Source organism: Psychromonas sp. 14N.309.X.WAT.B.A12 (genome assembly GCF_030397575.1).
Taxonomy (GTDB): Bacteria; Pseudomonadota; Gammaproteobacteria; order Enterobacterales; family Psychromonadaceae; genus Psychromonas.
In genome coordinates this window covers 83,868-109,033 of record NZ_JAPNXS010000012.1, presented here as the reverse complement: position 1 = coordinate 109,033, position 25,166 = coordinate 83,868, and the positions used below count along the sequence as shown (strand labels likewise).

Genomic DNA, 25,166 nt, shown 5'->3' with positions numbered 1-25,166 from the left:
TTGTACTAATTACCCGTGAGGCTTAACCATACAACACCTAAGTAGTGTTGCTGTTAACCAAGAGTGTCAAAGAAGACATTAAAATATAACGCTTGTGATAGCGTATTTACATAACTGCTACGATTATACAGAACGACTAAAGAACATTAGATTATCACTTTCCTAATTAAATTTTATGCTTGGCGGCCATAGCGCTGTGGTACCACCTGATCCCTTGCCGAACTCAGAAGTGAAACGCAGCTGCGCCGATGATAGTGTGGGGTCTCCCCATGTGAAAGTAGGTCATCGCCAAGCGCCTAATTCAAAACCCCAGTCTCAATGGCTGGGGTTTTAATATTTATAATACGTTATAAATAAACGCTTTTTTCTGATAATAATAGCGCTGTGGTACCACCTGATCCCTTGCCGAACTCAGAAGTGAAACGCAGTTGCGCCGATGATAGTGTGGGGCCTCCCCATGTGAAAGTAGGTCATTATCAGATCCTCTTTTGCTGATATGGCTCAGTTGGTAGAGCGCACCCTTGGTAAGGGTGAGGTCGGCGGTTCAAATCCGCCTATCAGCACCATTTATGGTTTACCTCATATTAAAATCCTTACATTTTTAAACTTTTGTTTATACTCCCAATAATATATTTCTTTTGCTATTCCCCCTTTATTTATCATTTTCTATCCCTTTTTTAATAAATTTGTATTGTTGTTTCTGATTTTTCAGTGGCTCTATTAATTGCAGCTATTGGCGCTAATGAGTAATGAGTTTGATGTGTTACTGTCAATATTCATGGTGATAAATACATTTTATGGATGAATGGAGAGCTTTATAGTGACTTTTACTAAATCTTTTACTCAACAGGAAGCGATTCCTGATGAAGGAATAAAAGCGGCAATAGAGATAATGAAGTCAGGCAGGTTACATCGTTATAACGTTAATCCTGGTGAAAAGAGTTTAACTGATCAACTTGAGTTAGCATTCAGTGAATATATGTGTGTTGATAATTGCTTAGCTTGTGCTTCCTGTGGTTATGCTTTGCATATTGCTTTAAAAGCATTGGGTATTAAAGAAGGTGACAAAGTCCTTTGTAATACTTTTACTCTAGCTCCTGTTCCCGGTGCGATAGATAATGCCGGCGGTATTCCTGTTTTAGTCGATATTGACGATCAACTTTGTATTGATTTGGATGATTTAGAAAATAAAGCGCGCTTAAGCGGCGCTAAATACTTATTGCTTTCTCATATGCGCGGACATATTTCAGATATGGATCGAGTGATGGAAATCTGTAAAAACTTCAATTTATTACTAATAGAAGATTGTGCTCATACTATGGGAGCTAAATGGAACGATAGGATGAGTGGAAGTTTTGGTGATGTTGCATGTTTTAGTACACAAACCTATAAACATATGAATTCAGGTGAAGGCGGGTTATTAATTACGCCTCACAGCGACGTTATTACAAAAGCTATTATCTACTCAGGTTCTTATATGCTTTATGATAAACACTACGCAGCACCAGATAAACAGGCCTTTGATGCCGTTAAGTATACAACTCCTAATTATAGTGGGCGTATGGATAACCTAAGAGCTGCGGTATTACTACCACAACTTGAGCTGCTCGATAAAAAGTGTAGGGCTTGGAATGATAGATATTATGCAATGAGTGATATTTTTAAAGCGAGCAATAATATTGTGTTAATAGCGAGAAATACCAAAGAGAAGTTTGTGGCTAGTTCTATACAGTTTTTTATACCTTCTTTATCTTCTGCTCGTTTTCCATTACTTATTAAGGAATGTGAAGCGCAAGGGGTTTCTATAAAATGGTTTGGAGACAGCGAGCCAAATGGTTACACCAGTAAATATGATAGTTGGCATTACCTTAATGATAAAACTAGCCTAGAGACGACAGAGCGCATTTTATCTACGTTAATTGATATTCGCATTCCACTTACTTTTACTATCGAAGATTGTATTACTGTCGCCAAGATTATAAATAAACAGGTCGAACTGGCAGTGGCTAAAGTTTGAGGCTGGTGAAGTAAAAGAGTTATATAAAAAGACCAGTAACATAAGTGACTGGTCTTGGTGTAAACGGTATTTAGTGTAAGTACTATGCCTTTTTCATCATATATTGACGGAAAACTTCAATCACCCACATCCATAAAATATGTCCTAATGTTTCAGAAACAAGTTCATTTATCGGTAGATCCCATATTGCAGGTGCCCAACCAAACACAGGTAAGGTAATGCCGTGGAAAAGGATTGTTAATAATATACCAAACCCAACCCCCTGCCATAACGTTATTTTGGGACAACGTTCTGCAAGTACACAGTAAAGCATTGCAAAAAAGATAGAGAATAGGTGATGAACACCTGCAATACCCCAGTTAACAACATGCTCTGAATAAGTGTAAGTCATATTTTGAATGTTAAAACCTAAGTCACTTAACATTTCTGCTGGAGGAATTGCTCTGTCTGGCGTTCTTGGTGGCATAGGGTTTTCTGTTCCCCATTTTACAAAGCTTGATACGTTACCACCTACAAAACCTGTCCATGCAGCGTATAGGTACTTTTTCATGTTAAACCTCATTTTATTATTGTTATGTTAGAGTCTGACTAATAAGTGATATTAATCGTGCCAATGTCAGCACTTAATCATATCTTACGGCAAGCGTATCGTTTTATCTGTCTGAACTTTTATATGACAAATTTATTTAGTAAAAAATCCGTCTATTTTATTTAACTAAGTATAGGAATAGAAGGTTATAGAGGTCAGCATTAATGAGTTATTAAATACAATCTTATTATGAGAAAAATATGTAGAAGTCATTACAACCCTACATTTTTTAAATGTAGGGTTTAGGTCTCTGTGTCTTGTATCTTGCCAACTAATAATACTGGTGCAGCATCTAATTCAGTGGCGTCCATCATTGAGGCAATGCGTTCTACAGCAGAAAGCAGTTGGCTTTGCTCCCATTCATCAAGGTTCTTATAACGTTTTATAAAATGTTCTTGTAACGGTTTTGGCGATGAACTTAGGACTTCTTTACCTGCTTCACTTAATGATAAGTGGACCTTGCGTTTATCTGTTTTGCTGCGCGTTCTAATAATAAAGTTGCGCTTTTCAAGTCTATCAAGAATTGTGGTGACAGTTGCAGCACTCAATGTTATCTCTTGAGCAATTTGTTTTGCTAGAGGTGCATCGAGTTGATCAATTTTTTGCATAACTAACAATTGTGGGCCTGTTAAGCCTGATTCTTTGTTTAATTGACGTGAGTGTATACTGATCGCCCTGATCACCCGGCGTAACGAAATTAATAGTTGTTCTTGTTTTTCCATAATTCTCACCTCAATTTTTTGCGTAGGATAACAAAAAAAATCATACGTCTCATGTTTAAAATCATAAAAAAGCAGAATAACGGGGGACCGTTATTCTGCTTTTTATCGAATAGCTTAAGTTGAGGATATTAAAGACTACATCTACTTCATATACTCTTATTAGCTGTCTTGTTTAATCCATTAATTCTATTTTGGTAAAGTCGATTTTGTTCTCTTTAGGGGAACGTTCAATATTGGCTACTTTACGGTAATGAGTTAATAGCATGTAACCAAAACAACCTAATATTAATCCGATAGCTAGCGCACCAACCCACTGAATTTGTAAGAAGTTTAGTTTGAACAATAGTGTTAAACCACTTAATAAAACAATGTTACCAATAATATAAGGTACTTTACCAAAACGTTGTACCGTTAAGTTTAAGTTATCTGTGTATAGGCGTACTAGTGAATCTAATGAGTTAATCACAAACGTTATGCCAACAATTACCATAGCAAGGTTGTAGAAACCTGCCGTAGGGATACTATTTGCACTGTAGTAGTAAAGAACAGTAAACCAAATGGCGATGGGGATTGATGGGAAGATCATCATCGCACCTAATACTTGGTATGTTTTCATGCCACTAACAAAACGGGAAGTGAATTGACCAATCATGATGCTCCAAGCGAACCACCAGTAAAGATAAAACTCATGGTAATCATTTAGCGGTAATACAAAATGGTGCAAGTTTGCAAAATAGTCACCTAACAAGCCAAATGTCGTAAAGAATTCACCGACACTTGAATTATCAGATAAGAACGCCCCAGCCCACATTATAATAATCAACGCAAAAAATAACCAGCTACTACCTAAACTCAAGATTCGAACGTAACGAATACTTGTACTTGAATAAACGGCTGTTGCAATTGCTAGGAATACGATTAAATAGAAGCTACCGACAATCGTTTCACCATCACCTATGCCTGGTAAATACCAAGGTAGGTTGGTCAATAGTAAATAAGCAGTAAAAGCACAGGTTCCGATAATTACTACATTGTTGATAAATTTAATCAGCGGTACTTCGAAGAACTTCACTCTTGGTTCAATGACACAAAAGTAAAAACAGGTTACAAAGTAAAATGCCCAAATTAAGAAAGCCCAGAAACCAAATTCAATAGACAAAGGGTTGGTAAAGCCATATTCAGGGCTCGTTGCTAAATCAGCATAACCAGCAAACTCGGTAAGCGGGAACATGATCAGACCAACATCTAAACCTGATGTAAATAAGATCGCGATGAAAGTGAATTTGCGTACTGGTGTTACACCGATACATTGCATATTACCCCAGCGATATAGGATAAAAGCAATTGCTGCAAATACGAATAAAATACCAGTAGATAGCCAAAGAGTCATTATTTGGCCTCCCAATGGTTGGTGTTGATAAACATATATAATTCCTTGTTTTATGTTTTAAAACACTACGCCATTATTTTTAAGACAATCTTGCCCTCAAACCTTAAGTATCGTGTAGTAAACGATATTTAAACCCTGAAAAATAACGTAGTTTATAAAGCCATTTTGTGTTGATGAGGCTGGCTGATTACCTATTTTTAACGGCACAAAACTCCTGAGAGCAATGCACCATTATGCTTATGACAAGTATTTGTCATTAATTAGTTTTGTCGTTTCGGTGCAGCGAAGCGTTGAGTGTTTTGCCAATCGTCAGCAATAGCGACATTTGATAGGTTAGGAGCCAGCATTTTGTTTCCTAAAATAATATCTGCCGCTCGCTCTGCAACCATGATAGTGGGTGAGTTTAAGTTGCCATTAGGAATGGTAGGAAAGATAGATGAATCAACAACGCGTAGCGCATCAATACCGTGCACTTTCGTTTCTGAGTTAACTACTGCCATATCATCTTCACCCATTTTGCACGAACAAGAAGGATGGTAAGCACTTTCTACAGAGCTTCTTACAAACTCATCAATCTCTTGGTCTGTTTGTATCGCTAAACCTGGTTGAATTTCTTCACCTCGATACTCATCTAAAGCTGGTTGATTAATGATTTCACGTGTTAATCGAACACAAGCTCTGAAGCCTTCAATATCATCTTGATGCGCTAAGTAATTAAATTGAATTTCAGGAGCTGTCATGGGGTCATTTGAGACAACTTTTACTGAACCGCGACTTTTTGGTTTGTTATGTCCAATATGTACTTGGAAACCATGCCCAGCAAAAGCTTCTTTCCCGTCATAACGCATTGCTGCTGGGAGAAAGTGATATTGTAGATCTGGCCACTCTATGCTTTTTTTAGAGCGAATAAATCCACACGATTCAAAATGGTTAGTTGCACCTAATCCAGACTTATTGAGGATCCATCGCGTACCTATCAATAATTTATTCAATGGATCAAGTTTACCGTTTAGTGAAATTGGTTTAAGGCATTTGAATTGAAAGTAAAATTCAAGGTGATCCTGCAAATTTTCACCGACACCAGGTAATTCATGATGTTGCTCAATACCCGCTGCTTTAAGTGTTTCAGCCCTACCAATACCCGATAATTGTAATAAATGAGGGGAACCAATAGAGCCTGCGCTTAGTAATACTTCTTTGTTAGATAAAACATCAATGACTTTATCTTTAACTTGATAACGTACACCCACTGCTTTTTTATTTTCTAACAGTACTTTGTGCACCAAAGCGTGTGTAACAACGGTTAGATTGCTGCGCTTCATGGCTGGACGTAAATAAGCATTTGCAGTAGACCAACGAACACCGTTTTTAACAGTCATGTGCATAGGGCCGAAGCCTTCTTGCTGCTCTGCATTATAATCTTCAGTTGCTAAGTAGCCTGCATCAACACCCGCATTAACAAAAGCTTGATATAGAGGGTTTTGCATGTTGTTACCATTGTTAACAGCAAGAGGACCATTATTACCTCGGTATTCATTACCGCCAAACGCCCATGTTTCTGCTTTTTTAAAGTAAGGTAAACAATGTGCATAATCCCAATTATTAGCACCTGCTTGCTGCCATTCATCAAAGTCACGGGCATGTCCACGTACATAAACCATACCGTTGATTGATGATGAACCTCCTAGTACCTTACCGCGAGGACAATGCATACGACGATTATTTAAAAATGGTTCAGGTTGTGTTTCAAATTGCCATGCATACTTTTTGGTATTCATTGGGATGGATAGTGCTGTTGGCATTTGAATGAATATACTTTTATCGCTGCCACCAGTCTCTAACAACAAAACTTTGTTGTTAGTATCTTCTGAGAGACGGTTTGCTAATACACAACCTGCGCTACCTGCACCAACGATAATATAATCATAATCTGCTTTATTATTTAAATTTGAAGTCATCATATTCCTTAAAATGGGCTTTCTAATGTTTGCATACCAACGTAGACAGCTTTAATTTGAGTATATGCTTTGAGTGTTTCACTACCGTTCTCTCGACCGATACCAGACATTTTGTAGCCACCTACTGGCATTTCAGAAGGTGAAGCCCCGTAAGCATTGATCCAACAGATTCCTGCTTGTATTTGATGTATTACACGATGAGCGCGAGTGATGTCTTGTGTGAATACGGCTGCGGCCAACCCTAAATGTGTGTCATTGGCACGTTCAACCACTTCCTCTTCTTCTGAGAAAGTTAATACGGACATAACAGGGCCAAAAATTTCTTCTTTTACAATCGTCATCTGATCATCACAATCAGTGAATACTGTGGGGGCAACAAAAAAACCATTAGGAGCGTTACTTGGTTGTAATGCGTTCCCGCCAGTTAATAAGGTTGCTCCCTCTTTTTTACCTATTTCAATGTAATCCAATACTTTTTGCTGATGATCTTTAGAAATTAAAGCGCCAAAGTTAGTATCAGGGTTCATTGGATCGCCACAGATAATATTTTGTTCAATGCGAGACTTTAGACGTTTAATAAACTCGGGATAGATATCTTTTTGAACAAAAACACGCGTACCATTAGTGCAAATTTCACCTTGGGTATAGAAGTTACCTAACATTGCTGCAGAAACAGCATTATCGATATCTGCATCATTAAAGATGATTAAAGGCGATTTACCGCCTAGTTCCATGGTCACTTCTTTTAATGAAGTCGCAGCTGAACTCATGACTTTCTTACCAGTACCGACTTCACCTGTGAAAGAAACTTTCGCAATATCTGGATCATTAGTTAACCATGCACCAACACGACCATCGCCTTGAACAACATTGAAGACACCATCAGGCACACCAGCTTCAGTAAAAATTTCCGCTAGACGCATTGCACCACGAGGCGTTTCTTCTGATGGTTTAAAAATCATTGCATTACCGCAGGCTAAAGCAGGTGCAGCTTTCCAACATGCGATTTGTATTGGATAGTTCCAAGCACCAATGCCTGCACAAATGCCAAGTGGTTCACGGCGGGTATAGTAAAAGTCATCACCAACAGGCTGTTGGTTACCTTCAATACTTGGCGCAAGGCCGGCAAAAAATTCAATTGAATCTGCACCCGTGACAACGTCAACCTCAGATGCTTCTTGCCATGGTTTACCTGTATCTAGTACTTCACCTTCAGCTAGCTCATCATTACGCTCTCGTAATAAAGCAACCGCTTTAAGCAAAATGCGGCTACGTTCCATTGGTGTCATTGCAGACCAAACAGCGAAGCCTTTTTTAGCACTTTCAATTGCAGCTTTTTGTACTGCTTCAGTTGCAGTTTCAACAAGGTAACTGACTTCGCCAGTTGCTGGGTTAATCACTTCAAAAGTTTCACCGCTGTCGTTAGCGATATATTGACCATGAATATAATTTTGATAAACGTTTAATGATGACATTATTTCTCTCCGTACTGTTTAAGCACAGTATTGATAAAGGCTTTAGATAAAGTTTGAGCTTGTTTGAATTCTTCTTCTGGAGAAGCACTTAATGCGCTTCGTAACCAAAAACCGTCAATGATTGCAGCAGTTTGTTTTGCGGCATCGATTGCCTCATTTTTGGGCAATAATTTTTTAAAGGGGTAAAGCAAATTACTGTACAAACGCTTGTTATTGATGTGTTGTAATCTGGCTAATCCTGGGTCATGCATTGCTTGAGACCAAAAGCTTAACCAAGTTTTGGTTGCTGCATTAGAGCGCTGTAATTCAGTAAAATTTGCATCAACAACAACCTGTAAGCGGGTTTCCGCAGATAAGGGTTGATTGTTTATTTTAGTTAATAAAGCTTGTTTTAATTGATCGATTAAATACCTAAGCGTGGCTTCGATTAATCCTTGTTTCCCACCAAAGTAATGACTGATGATGCCTGAAGACATGCCTGCAATAGCGCTGATGGTATTAATCGTTGTATGTTGTAATCCATAGCGTTCAACTGAAATTAATGTGGCATCAATAAGTTCTTGTTGTCGAACTTCTTTCATTGGTGGTCTTGCCATTACTCAGTTCCTTTTTAATACAAAACAAATCTCTAAATAATAGATTGATTGAACAATCAATTAATATACTAATGATTAGAGTGCTAACTATCAAGTGATATTTGTAAGCCTGATAGGATCATTGCTTGCTTAATATTGGGTCAGTTATATTCAACACTTAACAAGTTTTAGCCTGAATTGTTGTGTTTATTGGGGTTTTAGGGCTATTTGTAAATAAAATGTAATCAGATATCGATAAGTTAAATTAGTTTTGTTGAAAACTATTTTGAGTGGGCGAATTGTCAAAAATGGATGTTTACTTAATTAATTTAAAGAAAGTTATATTTAATTGCTGCTTATGCCGATTATGTTCAAGGGGACAGTCTTTCCATTGAAGATAGGTGTATTTGATAGCGCATACACTAATACGGTGTAGATCATTCGAAAATACGTCATCCAATGTCAATTATTGAACTTAAATCTATTTTTTATTCATTAATGCTCAATAGGAGTATTAAATTGTTAATTACGGTGTTAATTGAAAGATATTTATGCTCTAATCTGAACATTAAGTGCGTTATCGAACATTTTTTCAAAGGATTACGAAATGAGCCTCAATAGAACGAACAATATTAAACAACTAGCTGAAGAAGAGTTAGATGTCCTTATTTTAGGTGGTGGCATCAATGGTGCTGTTGCTGCTGCATCTTTGGCTGCTAAGGGGGTTAAAGTTGGACTAATCGATAAAGGAGATTTTGCAGGAGCAACGAGCTCTAATTCTTCGAATCTCGCATGGGGCGGTATTAAATACTTAGAAAGCCATGAATATCGGTTAGTTAATAAACTCTGTAAAAGCCGTAATAATTTAATGAAACATTACCCCTCATCAGTAACTGAGGTTCGTTTCTTAACCACTATTCAAAAAGGTTTTCGTTTCCCTGTGTGGTTTGTGTTTATGGGCACGTTAGCTTATTGGTTATTCGGTCGTTTATTCACTATGGCGCCTAAATACCTGACTCGTAATACGATTAAACAGCTTGAACCAAGTATTAAAGTTACTGGCGCACAAGCGGGTTTCGAATACTCAGATGCTTTCTTAAAAGATAACGATTCGCGCTTTGTATTTAACTTTATTACTGCTGCTGCAAAAAAGTCAGCGATTGTTGCAAACTATGTAGAGTCAGTTAACGCTGTGCGTGAAAATAATCGATGGGTTATACAAGCAAAAGATAAAACCAACGATCAAACATTTACTATTAAAGCGAAAACCCTAATAAACGCTTGTGGTCCATTAGTTGACCAAGTTAATAAAAGCACTAAACAGAAAACATCGCACCATCACTTATTTTCTAAGGGTGTACATTTAACAGTTGATCGTATTTCGAAAGAGCATCGCGTATTAGCTTTTTTTGCCAGTGATGGGCGTTTGTTCTTTGTGTTACCAATGGGCTCTAAAACCTGTATTGGTACAACAGATAACCAGGTTGAAAGCCATCAAACATCAGTGACTGATGAAGATCGTCAATTCATTCTTGATAATGCGAATGCTTTATTAGATTTAGAAAAACCATTAACTAAAGATGACATTATTGCTGAAAGATGTGGTGTTAGACCATTAGCTATTGAAGCTGAAGAGGGCGTTGCTGATTGGGTTGCACTATCACGTAAACATGCCATTGATGTTAATAAGACAGATAAGCATATTAGTATTTTTGGTGGTAAATTGACTGATTGTATTAATGTAGGTGATGAAATTGCTGATATTGTCGAAGATTTATCGATTCCAATGAATAGATCTAATGCGCTTTGGTATGGCGAGCCTGCTGAGCAGGTTAAAGACAAGTTTATGAGTGAGATTAAGCAATTCAATATTGATAAGCTAACACCAAAAGGTGCGCTTGAGCCCTTATCTAGCCGTTTCTGGCGTCGTTATGGCGAGGATGCATTTGTTTTATTAGAAGCAATTAAGCAGGATCCCACTAAAGCCAACCTTGCGCTTGAACATACGGAGTTCACATGGGCTGAGATTGACTGGGTTGCTGATAATGAAATGATTGTTAACCTTGATGATTTACTTCGTCGACGCTCAAAAGCAACATTAGTTATTCGCAAAGAGCTCTTAGATAATGCAGAAGGGTTGGAAGCAGTAAGTAAGCGTTTGTTCGGTGGTGATGCGCAACAAAAAATAGATGAATTCCGTAATTAAACCAATTTTAATTGCATATAATAGGTAACGTCGCTTATTGATTATTTGTACCTAGAAACAGTATCAAATAAGCGGTGTCTACCTAGGAAAAAATGTTTGTATCACTTTCCTTATGCTCGTTTGATCGTTAGAGTAATTATAATGGTTAAATTGATATCAATAAATAACATTGATAGCTACACGGCACCTTTCAACAATCTATTAAGAACGCTTCTAGCTTTTTCTTCGATTTACAATACCAATTCTATTTCACTTTTAATGTTACTCTTACTTACTAACGATATGTCATGGCAAGTGCTTTGATGTTAACTGCTTCTATATCAGGTAAAAAACTTTATTTTATAGATACTAATGAAAGCTCTGATGGAAGGTCAGTATGATTACTATAAATCTGATCAAATTCAGATAGTGCAGCGACTTTCACCGAGGCGGAAATCGTCCATTTAGTTGCATCGGCTACTAACCATGTTTGTCGTGAGTTTTTTACAATGCATCTTGATATTTCTGCTTCATCGGTTTCATGTTCCATTGCTGAGTGACTACTAGTAACTCCTGCACAGCCTAATATGCCAATATCTGCTTCAAAATTATTGAAAAATGTTGTGACATTATTACCAACAACATCTTGTTGCTGCGATCTAAATAGCCCACCTGCTATGTAAACTTCAATATCTGGATTCATTTCTAGAATTCGAACAACCTGTAGGTTATTAGTGATCACTCTGTGTTTGGCTTTTAAATAATAGGCAATACGTGTCACGGTTGTGCCTATTCCCATCATAATGGTTGAGCCATCAGGAATAGCATTAGCAACTCTTTTGGCTATTTTATCTTTTACATCAAATTGTATATCACTGCGATATTGATAACTGCTATTAGTCAATTGTGCTGGTAGGCCTACACCACCATGAATACGTCGAGCATACCCTGCTTTACAAAGTTGATTAACATCCCTGCGGATAGTTTGCGTGGTCACTTGAAAATGCTCAGACAGCGTTTCTATCTGAACATCTTCCTTTTTACGTAAACGCAATAGAATATTTTGTTGGCGAGCATTAAGTTTTATCATGCGTTAATAAATACATCTGGCTTATCGGTAATAATGAGGTCTACGCCCCAAGATCTAAATTTATCAGCTTGTGTTACATCATTAAGCGTCCAAATAATTAGTTTCAGTCCTGAATCTGTGATTTTTTTTGCCATCGTTTGTTCTAATATTTTATGATCAAGATGTACGCTATATAGGTTAAGTGGTTTTAGTTTTTCCAATGTAATTAATGGATCATGTTCGGTAATGTAACCTAAACGAATTTCTGGCATAACTTGATGACAGTGTGTGAGCGCTAATTCAGAAAAGCTAGACAAAATAAGTTTTTCATTCGGAAAGTTTACCTTCGCTAAAACTTTTGCAATCTCATCTACCAGCGGCTCCACTTGGTGTGAGTGGTGAATTTTAATCTCCAGGTTCATACTCAAGTCATTCTCCATAAAGAATAACAAAGTATGTTCAAGCGATATAATTTGCTCACCAATAAATGCTTCTGAAAACCAACTTCCGGCATCCAATGCTTGTAATTGACTCAATGTGAAATCAGCCACTAAACCTTCACCGTTTGTACAACGATCCACTGTTTCGTCATGGAAGATGACTGGCGTTTTATCTGCGCTAAGTTGTGTGTCTAACTCAATCCATTTAGCACCAGATTGCAGTGCTTTTTTAAAACCTGATAATGTATTTTCTGGTGCTAATGAAGCTGCACCACGATGACCTGCAATCATAAATTTACCTGTGATGTTCATTTGAACGTTAATTACTTTGTTAATGATAATGTATTTTAGAAAATATAAAAGACCTAAAAATATAATGGATTGTCATATAAATTTAACAATTCATTGGTATTAGTACGTTCTGGTCTACATTTTTGTAACCTACTATTTGCACGATAATGATTTTCATATGATTCTAATAATGTTCATATGAATAATTTGTATAGTTCAACAAAAAGAACATACAGCTTATTTCACTATTTTTTTGTTCTAATAAACGAACTTATTTATTAAAGCTAACTTTACAAACAAAGGTACTATTTATGATAAAGGTAATCGGAACCGTATTAACAGCTGTTGCACTGCTTGTTGGTTGTGGCGAAAAACCTGCAGATACAACGAAAGGCGCAGAGGCTGCAAAAACAGTTGAGCCAATCGATATCAATATGAGTTTGGTATTTACTCAAAACGAATTGTTAACGCAAGAGCTAATTAAAGTGACTGATAAAATTCGTGAGCGTACAGAAGGTGGTGTGAACATCAAAGTTTATCCTGGTGGCCAATTACCAGTATATAAAGATAACCTTGAGCAAGTTGTTAATGGTGCTGATTGGATTGCTGTTGAAGATTTAAGTTACCTTGGAGATTATGTTCCTGACTTCGCTGCATTAGCGGGTCCAATGCTATATAACTCTTACGATGAATACCTAGCAATGATGGATACTCAGTTAGTCGCTGATTTAACTGCTGAAGTTGAAAAGAAAGGGATTAAAGTTTTAAACGCTGATTACATGTTTGGCTTCCGTCATATGATTACGAATAAAGAAATTAAAAACTCTGCAGATATGGCAGGTATGCGTATTCGTGTTCCTGGTAGTCAGTTATTCATTAGCACATTAACGTCGATGGGCGCTGCGCCTGCATCATTACCTTTCCCTGAAACCTACGCAGGTGTTCAACAAGGTGTTGTTGATGGCCTTGAAGGTTCAATTTTGACTATGTACTCAACTAAAATGTATGAAGTCGCTAAAAACATGTCATTAACTAAACATTTCTTAGGCACAGTAGGTATTTATATCTCACCTAAAGTTTGGGATAAATTTACACCTGAACAACAGCAAATTATTAATGAAGAGCTAGCGGCGGGGGCGATTTCAAACACCACTGAATTAGTTAAGTTAGATACTGAATACACTCAAAAGCTACAAGATCTAGGCGTTAAATTTAACGAAGTAGATAGTGCTGAATTCAGTAAATTAACCGCTGATGTTTATAACCAATTCCCAGCATGGAGCGATGATATTCGTAGCCGAATTGGTGCGGAACTTGAAAAAATTCGTGCTGCTGAGTAAGTAATATATCCGTTTTAAAAAGTACTATTAGGTAACTGCTTTATTGTGATTTCAATAAAGCAGTTATTTTTTAACGTTAAATAAATATGACTAAAATTTCACCACACCATTCGCGATTGCTTCAATAATGAGTCTTTAACTGTCGTATTTTGAAGGTATAAGTTGGCTATTTTATTGCCTTTTATACTGAGGCAAGTGTGTCTGGTAGAACAATTATTATATCAATTAGTTAATAAGTAGGAGAAGTCATGGGCTTCTTAATTAAAAATTTTGAAGAGATATTCGCATCGATTGCAATATCCATTACCATTTTGATGGTAATTATTAATGTATTCCTTCGTTATGGGTTTGGTTTTGTTGTGCCATGGAGCGAAGAACTGGCCGTTATCTGTTTTATTTGGTCAGTCTATTTTGGTATTAGCTCGTGTTACAAACATAAGTTACATATGGGGGTTGATGTTGTTATCGCATTATTACCTGAAAAAGCAAAAGTCCCATTTAATCTTGTCGTTTTATCATTCTTGTTAGCAATTAATTCGATTCTTGCTTACTTAAGTTTCGATTACATGATGCTATCAAATAAAGTTTCCCCTGTGATGGGCATGTCTTACTTTACGATTAACGGTGTGTTGTTTCTGTGTTTCTCTTTGATGACGATTCATACCGTAAATTTCATCCGAAGTGATTTAAAACAGCTGTTTAAAAAGCAACCCAATACTATATAGGTGACACCGTGGAAATCTATCTTCCAATTATTATGTTGTTCGTTTTGTTTTTACTAAACGTACCCATCGCATTTTCATTAATCGCTTCTTCGTTGGTTTATTTTTTATTTATTAATACCTCGATCCCAGTTAGCTTAGTCATGCAGCGTTTTATTTCGTCTGCCTCATCTTTTCCATTATTGGCGATACCCTTCTTTATTATGGTGGGCTCTGTCATGAATTATTCAGGGATAAGTCGAAGTTTGCTGTCATTTGCAGATTCATTAATTGGCCATAAAACTGGTGGGCTTGCGCATGTGAACGTTGCATTAAGTACGTTAATGGGCGGAATTTCTGGTTCAGCTAATGCAGATGCCGCAATGCAATCTAAAATACTTGCCCCTGAAATGACCAAACGTGGCTATGACTTACCGTTTACGGCTGCAATAACCGCAGCTTCATCAAGTATTAGCCCTGTGATCCCACCGGGTATTAATCTTATTATTTACGCGTTATTAGCTAATGTTTCGGTGCATGAAATGTTTATCGCTGGTTATGTACCTGCCTTTATGATGGCGTTATCTTTAATGGTGACGATTGCAATCATTGCTAGGAGACGTAACTACGCACCGTCAAGAACTGAAGCGGCACCCACTAAAGAACGTCTGCATTATTTAGGTAAAGCTGTTCCTGCTTTATTAATCCCATTTGGCATTATTTTAGGGATGCGTTTTGGGTTATTTACACCGACTGAAGCTGGTGCGATTGCTGTTTTATTGTGTGCCATTATTGGGCTGTTTGTTTATCGTGAATTAAAAATTAGCCATTTCCCTGCCATTTTCAAAGAGACAATCCAAGGTACCAGTAGTGTCATGTTTATTATCATCGGAGCGCTGATTTTTGGCTACTACATGACTTTGGAGCAGATTCCCCAGAATGTAGCTTCTGCGCTAATTTTAGTTACTGACAACAAGCTCGTTCTATTAATGCTAATCAACTTATTGTTATTAATTGTTGGTATGTTCATTGAAGGTGGGGCGGCAATGATCATTTTAACGCCATTACTCTTACCTGCTGTACTGAACCTTGGTGTTAATCCCGTTCACTTCGGCATTATCGTGATTGTTAATATTATGATTGGTGGAGTAACCCCACCGTTCGGTTCGATGATGTTTACGGTTTGTTCGATACTGAAAGTAAAACTGTTGGATTTTGTTCGAGAGGTGTTGCCACTTCTATTCGCATTATTAGTTGTATTAATGCTGTTAACTTATTCAGAAGGTTTAGTGATGTTTTTACCTAACTTGCTATAAGTTGATCATCTGTTTGTATTTACTTAATCATTAAATACAAACAGATAAGGCCCATAGATATTAAGAGATATGATGAAATTACCAAAAAATACTTTAACTAATGAATGGAAAGACGTGCAATGGGTACTGACTGATGTTGACGATACATTAACTTGGCATGGTCAGTTACCACCAGAAACATTAATCGCTTTGTCTGCATTGCAACAGGCTGGTTTGAACGTCGTTGCTGTGACTGGTGCATGTGCAGGATGGTGTGATCATATCGCACAACTTTGGCCAGTTGATGCCGTAATTGGTGAAAATGGAGCATTTATTATGGAGAAAAAAAATGGATTTTTGACCGTTAATTCAAGCGAATCAATGTCTGTTATTGTTGAAAAGCAATCCATATTAAAACAACAAATAATGGAAATTTTGGCTGATTATCCAGAGTTAAATTTAACCTTAGATCAATCTTATCGTCTATGTGAAGTTGCCATTGATATTGGACAAAATCGACAACCTGTTTCTCCTGATGTTATTACGGAAGTTATTTATAAAATCAGAGCTTTAGGAGCAAATGCTACGGCAAGTTCTATTCATATTAATAGTTGGTATGGAGAGCATTCAAAAAAAGCGACGTCATTTAGTTTTTTACAAGAAAAAGGGCTATCTAACGCACAGATAATAAAGGAAGCCTGTTATATCGGGGATTCATTAAATGATGAGCTTATGTTTGCCAGTTTATCAAAAAGTGTTGGAGTTGCTAATGTTAAAAATTACTGGAGTAAGCTTAAACACCATCCCAAAGTTGTAATGTCAGAGCCTGGTGGTTATGGTTTTGCTGAGTTCTCTAAACTTTTGTTAGATGTAAAAGATGATAGTTAAACGTTTACGGGTTTATTTTTTATTGGTTTTAAGACAAGGAACAACAACATCATGATTCAATTACGAAACTTAAAAAAATGGTTAGTGACGGCTTTAATTGCAATACCCTTAGCTAATAGTGCATACGCAGAAAAAATAGTCGTAGCTCACCGAGGTGCAAGTGGTTATTTGCCTGAGCATTCCATGTCAGCTAAGTCAATGGCTTACGCTATGGGGGCAGATTACATTGAGCAAGACGTTGTTATGACCAAAGATGATGCGCTGGTGGTATTACATGATCATTACTTAGATCGAGTCACTAACGTTGCTGATATTTTTCCAAACCGCAAGCGTGAAGATGGGCGCTACTATGCGATCGACTTTACTTTAGCAGAAATTAAAAAATTGGATATGACTGAAGCTTTTACTATTAAAGAAGGTAAGAAAACAGCTATTTATCCAAAACGTTTCCCGCTTTGGCAATCTCACTTTAAAGTGCACACGCTACAAGATGAAATAGAAATGATTCAAGGGCTTAATACTAGTACTGGCCACGATGTAGGTATCTATGTTGAAGTTAAAGCTCCTTGGTTCCATCGCCATGAAGGGAAGGACATCAGTAGTGCTGTGTTAGATGTATTTAAGCAATATGGTTACACTAAAAAATCTGATTTAGCTTATTTGCAGTCTTTCGACGTTAATGAATTGAAGCGTATTAAAAATGAGTTATTACCTCAACGAAATATGGATATTAAACTTATTCAGCTAATGGCAGAAACAAGTTGGGGAGAAACCAAGGAATATATCGACGGTAAAGCTCAAGACTATAACTACGATTGGATGTATCAGTCTGGTGGAATGAAACTGATTGCTCAATATGCTGATGGTGTAGGGCCTTGGTACCCAATGGTGGTTTCTCCTGATTCTACACAGGGAGAACTTATTTTTACTCCTTTAGTTGAAAATGCACATGAAGCGGGCATGAAAGTGCATCCTTATACGTTCAGAATAGATGAAGGTCATGTCCCTGAATACGCAAAAGATTTTGAAGATTTTTTAAATATCTTTTTCTATAAAGCGAATGTAGATGGAGTATTTACCGACTTCCCAGATCGTGCTGTTAATTTTTTAAAAACAACTGAAGGTTAGTTTCTATTTATTAAACTAGCAATGCTTTTGCAGAGCATTGCTATGCTTTACTTACTTATAAAATCAATTCAAGTTATCAAAAGAACTGTTTATATTAAAAATAAATAGGTTGATGTGTTTTGAGATTCTGCCATCATTTACTTATTATTTTATCAACTATGAGTCATCGCCATGTTGTTCTTATCTCAACCTTATCCATTAGTTAACCTATGAGCACAGCACTTACCCGCCAGGCTTTCCTGATCTTCTTTTCTGCGGTCTTCCTACCGATGTTTTTGGCGGCTGTTGATCAAACTATTCTTGCCACCGCTACACCTAGTATTGTCGCTGATCTTGGTCAGTTACATTTGTCATCATGGATTGCTATTGGTTATTTATTGGCAACGGTTGCCTCTGTGCCTATTTACGGTTGGTTGGGTGATCGATATGGTCGTCGTAATGTGTTGGTTTGGGCATTAGGTATTTTTTGTATTGGCTCGGTAGTAGGTGCATTAGCCACTGATATGCCTGAGCTGATAATGGGACGAGTTATCCAAGGTTTAGGTGGTGGTGGTTTAATGAGCCTTTCACAAGCGTTGATTGCAGAGCTTATTCCACCAAGGCAACGTGCAAAATATCAAGGCTACTTTGCCTCTATGTTTGCTTGTGCCAGTATTGGTGGACCTGTCATTGGTGGGTTAGTAGTGACTCACTATACTTGGCACTGGCTGTTTTGGGCAAATATCCCCTTAGCGATGATCGCCGCTTGGCGTTTACTTTGCCTTACTCCTAAACCTATTCTAGAGCATAGAAATAAACCTATCGATTGGGTTGGGTTAACGGTGTTTCCGCTATTGTGTACCGTGTTTTTATATTGGGCTTCGGTAGGGGGGCAAGACTTCCAATGGATTTCGTTAACTAGTGCGCTTTATTGGTTGATCTTTGTGGTTCTAGGAGGCATTTTTTATCGTAATCAATGCCGCCATGCAACGCCATTTTTACCTAATCATTTGCTGGTGGATCGAGCCATTTATATTCCTTTAATCAGCTCATTATTATTTGCTTCGTGCATGTTTGCGCTAATTTTCTTTTTACCAATTTATTTACAGTTGGGCTTAAAAACCAATGCAGCCACTTCAGGTTTATTATTATTACCGTTAACCGGGGGGCAAATATTTGGGGCATTATGTAGTGGTCGCATTATGTCTAAAACGGGCGTGCCTAAATGGATACCTGTAATTGGTATGTCGCTGTCTTCATTAGGTTTTATTGCATTAGGTAGTTTACCACCAGAGCCTGTCTTAATCGGTTTCCTGGGGATGCTTTGTGGTATTGGTTTTGGGACAGTGATGCCTACAACACAGTTAGTGATTCAGACCGTGGCAGGTAAAAGTAATGTCGGCACGGTGACAGCGTTAGCTTCGTTAAGTCGTAATTTAGGTGCGGCGACAGGTACTGCATTATTCGGTGTATTGATCTATACGTTATTGCCTGGATTTGACCATAATACCAGTATTGAAACTCTGCGTAATGGGCCTCATGAACCAGTTGTGGCGGCCTTTCAAACTAGCTTTTACGTTGCTGCTGTGATTGCTGCTCTAGCAGCGTTAAATGCGGCGCGAGCACCGCTTGTTACACTGAGCAATGATTAATAGTAACTAGCCCGATTGTGTAGTTTTAATTGTTTGGACTATTGTGGTCATGAGAGACTTGGTTTTTACCTCTCTTCTTGGCAATATATAAGAATTTATCGACCCTCTTAAATAGTGAGTCTTTATCATCTTGTTTGGTTACTTCAGTTAAACCAATACTTACAGTGATCTTCATTTCTTCTTGATAAGTTAGATTTTTTCTAATCTCTGTTCGCATTTTATCAAGCACATTTTGACTGTTCAGTAGGTTAGTATTTGGCAGGATCACAATAAACTCTTCACCGCCTATTCTGAACACTAAATCACCTTCTCTTTTGTTAGTTTGCAACTGTTTAGCAATATCTTTTAACACGATGTCACCATAGCTATGCCCGTGATTATCATTTATCTGCTTAAAGTTATCTGCATCAAATAGACCGATAGAAAAAGTAGTATCATATCTTTGATATAATGAAATAAGTTCTTGTATTTTTTCATCGTAAGCTCTTCTATTTTTTACCCCTGTCAAAGTATCAATATAAGACAGCTCTTTGTTTACGGCTATTTGTTGATTTAATCTTGCGAGCATTTCGTTGTAACTTTTTATTAAAATACTGATATCTTTAATTCGAGATGTTTTATTGTCTATCATCTTGTTATTTTTTATCATGTGGCTTATTGATGATAATTTTGATGTTATTTCTCTCTTTTTAAATAACTCAAAGAATATTAGTACTAACAAAACTAAAACACTGATGAATAAAAAAGTGTTGAGGTTATTCCTTAGGCTATTATTTAATGGGGCTAAAGAGAATGTTGTTTTAATAAACAATAATGTCGCACTTTCTTCTCCGAATAGAGCTCCTGTTGCAGAGTAAAAATTAATTGTATTTTGTGCTTCATCTACAAAGCTCATTAGTTGTTCATTTAGAGGTACTATTTTTGCCAAAGATTTATTCAGGTTCACCTGTTTTCTATCTTGGTTTGCCAGGTCTTCTATTTCAGGATTGTTTAGCGCATTATTCAGGTCTAATAAAAATGCTTTTGTGGAAGCAGTCAAATTTTTAAATTCTTCATTTTTGGAATTTACATCTGCAGGTTGAGCATTGATTTGTTGTATAAAAAATTCGGTAGCTAAATATAATTTAATGGCGCTGCTTTCAGTGTTTAAGTAATGTAATTGTGTGTGTATTTCATCTATGTAATCTAGAGAAAAGCCAACTTGAAGTATATATTTTTGATCCTCAGATAGCTTCAGTAAATACCTTTTTAACTTAGCGTTAAGGTCTATTTTTGGGGAAGAAATATTAAGCTTAATTTTGTTATCGAATAGGCTGTTGAAGAGTGTTTTTACATCTTTAAATTGCCCTAAATCTAAGCCAATCTCTTGTTTAATTGAAGCTTGTTCAATGATGTAATCTTGATTAATGATTGCAACATCATATCGCCCAAACGTCACATTCTTATTTAGCTCTGTCACTGTTTTTTGTAGATCAAAATTCGATTTTTGATTTGCAACTATCTCAGATAGTTGGTCAAGCTTTTTAATATTTTCAGCTTCAGCTTGGATGAATTCATATTCTAATTTATCGAATATGGTTCTGAACTTTTCTTTTATTTCTAATGATTGGTTGTAATTGTCATTTATAAAATTTTCTGAGGTGCTTTGATTGGCCGCCATATACTGATAGTAAAGGCCTGAGAACACAATGATAAAAAGGCTAATGAAAGCAACAATGTTAAATGCTTTTAAGCTGATCTTATTATTTAACAAATTAGTTATCGACATAATGCTTAAAAATGTTACTTGGTTTCATGTTGTTTTTACTCATTTAGGGGTGGTTTGATATTACAGTATCAATTGATAAAGTAAAATTTTCTGTTTCTTTTAAATGTATGCCTATGTATTTAATAATTCTTTATTAAAAATGCTGCTATTAATTTTTAATAAATCGAGTGAAGTAGATTTAAGCTGACCTGTATTCAATTTCGATTCCTACCTGACATCACAATATTACATTGATTTGAACAAATAGTGACCAACCGCACAATGATCAAAACCGGTTTTGATCATGCTAGATAACGAGACTTAGTTCAAATAATAACCAATGGCATTTGAGGTAGACTGAATTAAATAAATAAAATTACTCAAATAAAAGTGATTTTTTGAGTTGACTCCGACGCGATTAAACAGCTTTTAACGTTATTATCAAATGAGGAAAGAACAATGAAAATCAATAGATTAAGCATCGGACTTGTTGCTGCAAGCTTACCCTTTTGTAATTTAGCCAGTGCAACAACAGTGGAGTATTGGACTACACAAACACAATCAGACCGTCTTCAAACTATCGAGATCATGGCTGATGTCTTTGAGGCATTAAATCCTGGTATTGATGTGAAGGTAATTGCGGTTGATGAAAACGATATGCCTAAACAGATTGCGGCAGCGGCAGCTTCCGATACCTTGCCTGATATGATTGAGGTGGGCTCTGATTTGTCTTTAGCATTTGCAGAAGAGGGCATTGTAGATGCAAAGTCGAGCACTGAGTTAATTCAAACATTAGGTAAACAACGTTTTTATGCGGGTGCATTGAAGTTAGTAGAAAGTGCTGCGTTGAACGAGTATGTGTCGGTTCCCTACAGTGGTTGGGTACAGGGAATTTGGTATCGTGCTGATTGGTTTAAAGAAGCGGGGCTTGCTCCACCGACAACTTGGGAAGCCATTGAAGCGGCAGCAAAGTACTTCTATAAACCCAGCGAAAATCAATATGGCATTTTAATTGGTACTAAGGCAGATAACTATGCTGAGCAGTGTTATACGCAATTTGCTTTATCCAATGATGCAGGTCAGTTTAATAAAGATGGCGAATTGATTTTTAATTCTGAAGCGCAAAAAGAAGTATTAGATTTTTATACAAACTTAGCTCAATACAATCCCCCTGGCCCACAAAGTTGGCGCGCACGTGACTATTATCTGCAAGGTAAGTTAGCGATGTTCTTTTATTCTTCTTATATATTAGATGATATTGCCCTAGCGGAAGCGGCAGCGAGTTCATTGAGTTCTGAGAACTTTAAAGACTTAAAAGGCGCAGCCTTTGACCCTAATTTAGCAAAAAATACTCGTTTAGCGACCACGATTACAAATACATCGCCGTCGTCATTTGGCACCTTAGTTGGCTTCACCATGATGAAAAACGATAACCAAGAAGAGGTTAAAGCGACTAAAGCCTTTATTCAATATATGAATGAAAAAGACCAAGTCGTTGCTTACTCACATATGGCCGTAGGTGGGCATTTACCTATGCTGCGCGATATCGCTGAAACCGATGAATTCCTCAATGATCCTAAAGGCATTTTTGCACAGTACGGTAAGCAATCCATTAAAGAGATTGTAGCTGGCTTTGATAGCATTAAAAATTTCTCAGTCGTCGATGGTAAGACCTTTCCTAAATCCGGTGAAATCTTTGCAAAACAGATTATTCCTCGCATGATTTACCGTGCTGCGATAGAAAATGAACCAACACAAAGTGTCTTAGACTGGGCTGAAAAACAGATGCAAACGGTGATCGCTAAGTAACAGTGCGCATTTAATTCATTTACCGTGTGATTATTGTCAACAGTAAGTACACGGTACCTGATGACGCGGGTAAGGAGAGATGATGACACCATTAGAGCGTGCTGAAGCCAGGTTTGGTTGGAAATTAGTGGCACCAACGATTGTGATTTTGGGATTGCTCATTTTATACCCATTGATGTACAACGTGTATTTAAGCTTTTTCGATGTGCAATTAAATGGATCTAAAACTTTTGTTGGCTTGGAAAATTATATAAAGCTGTTATCTAATGCTGATTATTATAGTGCTATTGCTACCACTAGCTTGTATCTATTGGGAACTGTAGTGGGCACCACATTACTCGGGCTAGCAATGGCATTATTGCTGCGTGATCCTTTTATGGGCAGAGGTTTAGTAAATGCGGCGATTATGTTGCCCTATGTAGCGCCTGTTATCTCAGTCGTATTTGGTTGGCAGTTTTTGTTTGATCCTATCTCTGGTGTCGTTAATTATCTGTTGGTTGATCTGTTAGGCTTGTGGAGTGAGCGGAGTAATTTAATTGGTGACCCAGATTCTGCGTTGTGGGTGGTGGTGTTATTTGATATTTGGAAACATGCTCCGATTGCTTACTTACTTATTTTATCTAAGTTGGTGTCCATTTCACGAGATCAATATGAAGCCGCTGCCATTGATGGGTATGGTCCAGTGGGGCGCTTTTTTCATGTGACTTTACCTGAGCTTTATTTTGTTTTAGCGACAGTGGTGTTGTTGCGCTTAATTTGGAATTTAAATCGTTTTGAAGACGTTTACCTATTGGCCCCGAATGTAGAAACCCTACCTATCTTTACTTATTACCAAGCTTTTACTGGCGTTATTGATCAAGGGTTAGCCGCAGCGACATCTGTTATTCAGTTAGGTGTGCTGTCCATCTTTATTTGGTTCTATATTAAAAAAATAATGAAGTGGTAACAATTATGTTGGGAAAAAAAACTATTAAAGGACGCATTGGATTTGCTTTAGCTATCGTTTTGTTAGTGAGCTTTAGCTTATTGCCTTTTGCACAAATTTTGTCGACTTCATTAAAGCATCAATATGATTGGGGAAACCCTTCGTTGATTCCACAAAGTATTAATTGGGATGCTTATAAGGAGTTATTAGGATTAACTGAAGCAGAGGAGGTAGAAATACCGGCGGCGATTCAAAAGATACTCAACAACCCTAAGTTATCAGCAGAGAAAAAGCAGGCGATTGCCGCTAAATATACAGCTAACGATAACCTATTCCCCTTTGGGAAGTACATGTTAAATAGCGTGATATTTTCCGTTGGTGCGGCTAGTTTCTCTTTAGTTTTTTCTGTGATGGGGGCTTATTCAATTAGTCGATTACGTTTCAAGGGGCAAGTCGTAATACAGCGCTCGGTGTTATTTGTGTATATGGTGGGTGGCGTGTTGTTGATGGTGCCACTTTATCAAATGGCGATGAATGTTGGGCTTGCTTCTTCTTTGTGGGGTAGTGCCTTTTGTTTGTTTCTTATTTACATTGTACAAACACTTCCTGTGGGTATGTATATGTTGGGTAACTATTTCCGTGGCATTCCCTTTGCACTTGAAGAGGCTGCGATGATGGATGGTTGCTCTCGTAAAGAAGCGATCATTAAGGTGGTGTTACCGTTATCCTTGCCTATGTTGGCTACGGTATTTATTTATTGTTTTATCATTGGTTGGAATGAATATTTATTTGCTTCAGTATTTTTAAAACAATATCCAGAATTTCACACTTTACCACTGGCTCTGCAAGAGCTATTTGTATCAAAAAATGCAATTTGGGATCGTATTATGGCGGCCTCTATGTTGACGCTGGCTCCGATTGTAATTTGTTTTCTATTCGCATCTCGCTTTATGAAAGGCGGCAAAACAGATGGCGGGGTTAAAGGGTAATT

Annotated in this window: 20 protein-coding genes, 1 tRNA gene and 2 rRNA genes; 14 read left to right on the top strand and 9 right to left on the bottom strand. The window is 37.2% G+C overall.

Features of this window, described 5'->3' with window-relative positions; genetic code table 11:
* Positions 1-178: 178 nt before the first annotated feature.
* The 4 genes from rrf (OW492_RS14730) (at position 179) to OW492_RS14715 (ending at position 2,017) form a co-directional block, all read left to right on the top strand.
* Positions 179-294 (top strand): 5S ribosomal RNA (gene rrf / locus OW492_RS14730).
* Positions 295-366: 72 nt separating this feature from the next.
* Positions 367-482 (top strand): 5S ribosomal RNA (gene rrf, locus OW492_RS14725).
* A gap of 8 nt (positions 483-490) precedes the next feature.
* Positions 491-566: transfer RNA gene (locus OW492_RS14720), tRNA-Thr, on the top strand.
* Positions 567-820: 254 nt separating this feature from the next.
* Positions 821-2,017: an aminotransferase class I/II-fold pyridoxal phosphate-dependent enzyme gene (locus tag OW492_RS14715; RefSeq protein WP_290041073.1), complete on the top strand. Its 1,197-nt coding sequence runs from the start codon at positions 821-823 to the stop codon at positions 2,015-2,017.
* An 82-nt stretch (positions 2,018-2,099) separates the two neighbouring features.
* Here the strand turns inward: OW492_RS14715 and OW492_RS14710 are convergent, their stop codons facing one another.
* From OW492_RS14710 to betI, 6 genes are all read right to left on the bottom strand, one after another.
* Positions 2,100-2,567 (bottom strand): DUF1440 domain-containing protein, encoded by a 468-nt coding sequence (locus OW492_RS14710; protein WP_290041072.1) that lies wholly within the window; start codon positions 2,565-2,567, stop codon positions 2,100-2,102.
* A 281-nt stretch (positions 2,568-2,848) separates the two neighbouring features.
* On the bottom strand, positions 2,849-3,328 hold the full coding sequence (locus OW492_RS14705) for a MarR family transcriptional regulator (protein ID WP_290041070.1): 480 nt from the start codon (positions 3,326-3,328) through the stop codon (positions 2,849-2,851).
* Between the two features lie 172 nt (positions 3,329-3,500).
* Positions 3,501-4,718 carry a BCCT family transporter gene (locus OW492_RS14700; protein ID WP_290041069.1) on the bottom strand — a complete coding sequence of 406 codons (1,218 nt, stop codon included), beginning with the start codon at positions 4,716-4,718 and terminating at the stop codon, positions 3,501-3,503.
* A gap of 260 nt (positions 4,719-4,978) precedes the next feature.
* Complete coding sequence (betA, locus tag OW492_RS14695; protein WP_290041067.1) at positions 4,979-6,676, bottom strand: choline dehydrogenase; 1,698 nt, start codon at positions 6,674-6,676, stop codon at positions 4,979-4,981.
* Between the two features lie 8 nt (positions 6,677-6,684).
* Positions 6,685-8,151, bottom strand: coding sequence for a betaine-aldehyde dehydrogenase (gene betB / locus OW492_RS14690; protein ID WP_290041066.1), 1,467 nt, complete (start codon positions 8,149-8,151; stop codon positions 6,685-6,687).
* Positions 8,151-8,747 (bottom strand): transcriptional regulator BetI, encoded by a 597-nt coding sequence (gene betI, locus OW492_RS14685; protein WP_290041064.1) that lies wholly within the window; start codon positions 8,745-8,747, stop codon positions 8,151-8,153. The genes betB and betI overlap by 1 nt, the downstream gene beginning before the upstream one ends.
* A 586-nt stretch (positions 8,748-9,333) precedes the next feature.
* Here betI and OW492_RS14680 point away from each other — a divergent pair.
* On the top strand, positions 9,334-10,932 hold the full coding sequence (locus OW492_RS14680; RefSeq protein ID WP_290041063.1) for a glycerol-3-phosphate dehydrogenase/oxidase: 1,599 nt from the start codon (positions 9,334-9,336) through the stop codon (positions 10,930-10,932).
* Between the two features lie 334 nt (positions 10,933-11,266).
* Here OW492_RS14680 and OW492_RS14675 read toward each other — a convergent pair whose 3' ends face one another.
* Both OW492_RS14675 and OW492_RS14670 read right to left on the bottom strand, forming a co-directional pair.
* Positions 11,267-12,001 (bottom strand): DeoR/GlpR family DNA-binding transcription regulator, encoded by a 735-nt coding sequence (locus OW492_RS14675; protein ID WP_290041062.1) that lies wholly within the window; start codon positions 11,999-12,001, stop codon positions 11,267-11,269.
* Positions 11,998-12,711 carry a glycerophosphodiester phosphodiesterase family protein gene (locus OW492_RS14670; RefSeq protein WP_290041060.1) on the bottom strand — a complete coding sequence of 238 codons (714 nt, stop codon included), beginning with the start codon at positions 12,709-12,711 and terminating at the stop codon, positions 11,998-12,000. The genes OW492_RS14675 and OW492_RS14670 overlap by 4 nt, the downstream gene beginning before the upstream one ends.
* A gap of 311 nt (positions 12,712-13,022) precedes the next feature.
* Between OW492_RS14670 and OW492_RS14665 the strand changes: the two genes are divergently transcribed.
* From OW492_RS14665 to OW492_RS14640, 6 genes are all read left to right on the top strand, one after another.
* Positions 13,023-14,051, top strand: a complete 1,029-nt coding sequence (locus OW492_RS14665; RefSeq protein ID WP_290041059.1) for a C4-dicarboxylate TRAP transporter substrate-binding protein — start codon at positions 13,023-13,025, stop codon at positions 14,049-14,051.
* A 248-nt stretch (positions 14,052-14,299) separates the two neighbouring features.
* Entirely contained in the window at positions 14,300-14,776 is a 477-nt protein-coding gene (locus tag OW492_RS14660; RefSeq protein ID WP_290041058.1) for a TRAP transporter small permease, read from the top strand.
* Positions 14,777-14,784: 8 nt separating this feature from the next.
* Positions 14,785-16,068, top strand: a complete 1,284-nt coding sequence (locus OW492_RS14655; RefSeq protein WP_290041057.1) for a TRAP transporter large permease — start codon at positions 14,785-14,787, stop codon at positions 16,066-16,068.
* Between the two features lie 72 nt (positions 16,069-16,140).
* A complete protein-coding gene (locus tag OW492_RS14650) occupies positions 16,141-16,935 on the top strand; it encodes an HAD-IIB family hydrolase (RefSeq protein WP_290041056.1) in 795 nt (264 codons plus the stop codon).
* Between the two features lie 51 nt (positions 16,936-16,986).
* Positions 16,987-18,063 (top strand): glycerophosphodiester phosphodiesterase, encoded by a 1,077-nt coding sequence (gene glpQ, locus OW492_RS14645; RefSeq protein WP_290041054.1) that lies wholly within the window; start codon positions 16,987-16,989, stop codon positions 18,061-18,063.
* 209 nt (positions 18,064-18,272) lie between these two features.
* Entirely contained in the window at positions 18,273-19,694 is a 1,422-nt protein-coding gene (locus OW492_RS14640) for an MDR family MFS transporter (RefSeq protein WP_290041053.1), read from the top strand.
* A gap of 25 nt (positions 19,695-19,719) precedes the next feature.
* Here OW492_RS14640 and OW492_RS14635 read toward each other — a convergent pair whose 3' ends face one another.
* Positions 19,720-21,462 (bottom strand): GGDEF domain-containing protein, encoded by a 1,743-nt coding sequence (locus OW492_RS14635; RefSeq protein ID WP_290041051.1) that lies wholly within the window; start codon positions 21,460-21,462, stop codon positions 19,720-19,722.
* Between the two features lie 438 nt (positions 21,463-21,900).
* On the opposite strand from OW492_RS14635, the gene OW492_RS14630 reads away from it, so the two are divergent.
* The 3 genes from OW492_RS14630 to OW492_RS14620 all read left to right on the top strand — a co-directional run bounded on the left by OW492_RS14630 (position 21,901) and on the right by OW492_RS14620 (position 25,164).
* The gene (locus OW492_RS14630; RefSeq protein WP_290041049.1) at positions 21,901-23,250 is read left to right on the top strand and encodes an extracellular solute-binding protein; all 1,350 of its coding nucleotides are present in this window, start codon (positions 21,901-21,903) and stop codon (positions 23,248-23,250) included.
* A gap of 79 nt (positions 23,251-23,329) precedes the next feature.
* A complete protein-coding gene (locus tag OW492_RS14625; RefSeq protein ID WP_290041047.1) occupies positions 23,330-24,196 on the top strand; it encodes a sugar ABC transporter permease in 867 nt (288 codons plus the stop codon).
* A 5-nt stretch (positions 24,197-24,201) separates the two neighbouring features.
* On the top strand, positions 24,202-25,164 hold the full coding sequence (locus OW492_RS14620) for a carbohydrate ABC transporter permease (protein WP_290041046.1): 963 nt from the start codon (positions 24,202-24,204) through the stop codon (positions 25,162-25,164).
* Positions 25,165-25,166 lie beyond the last annotated feature (2 nt).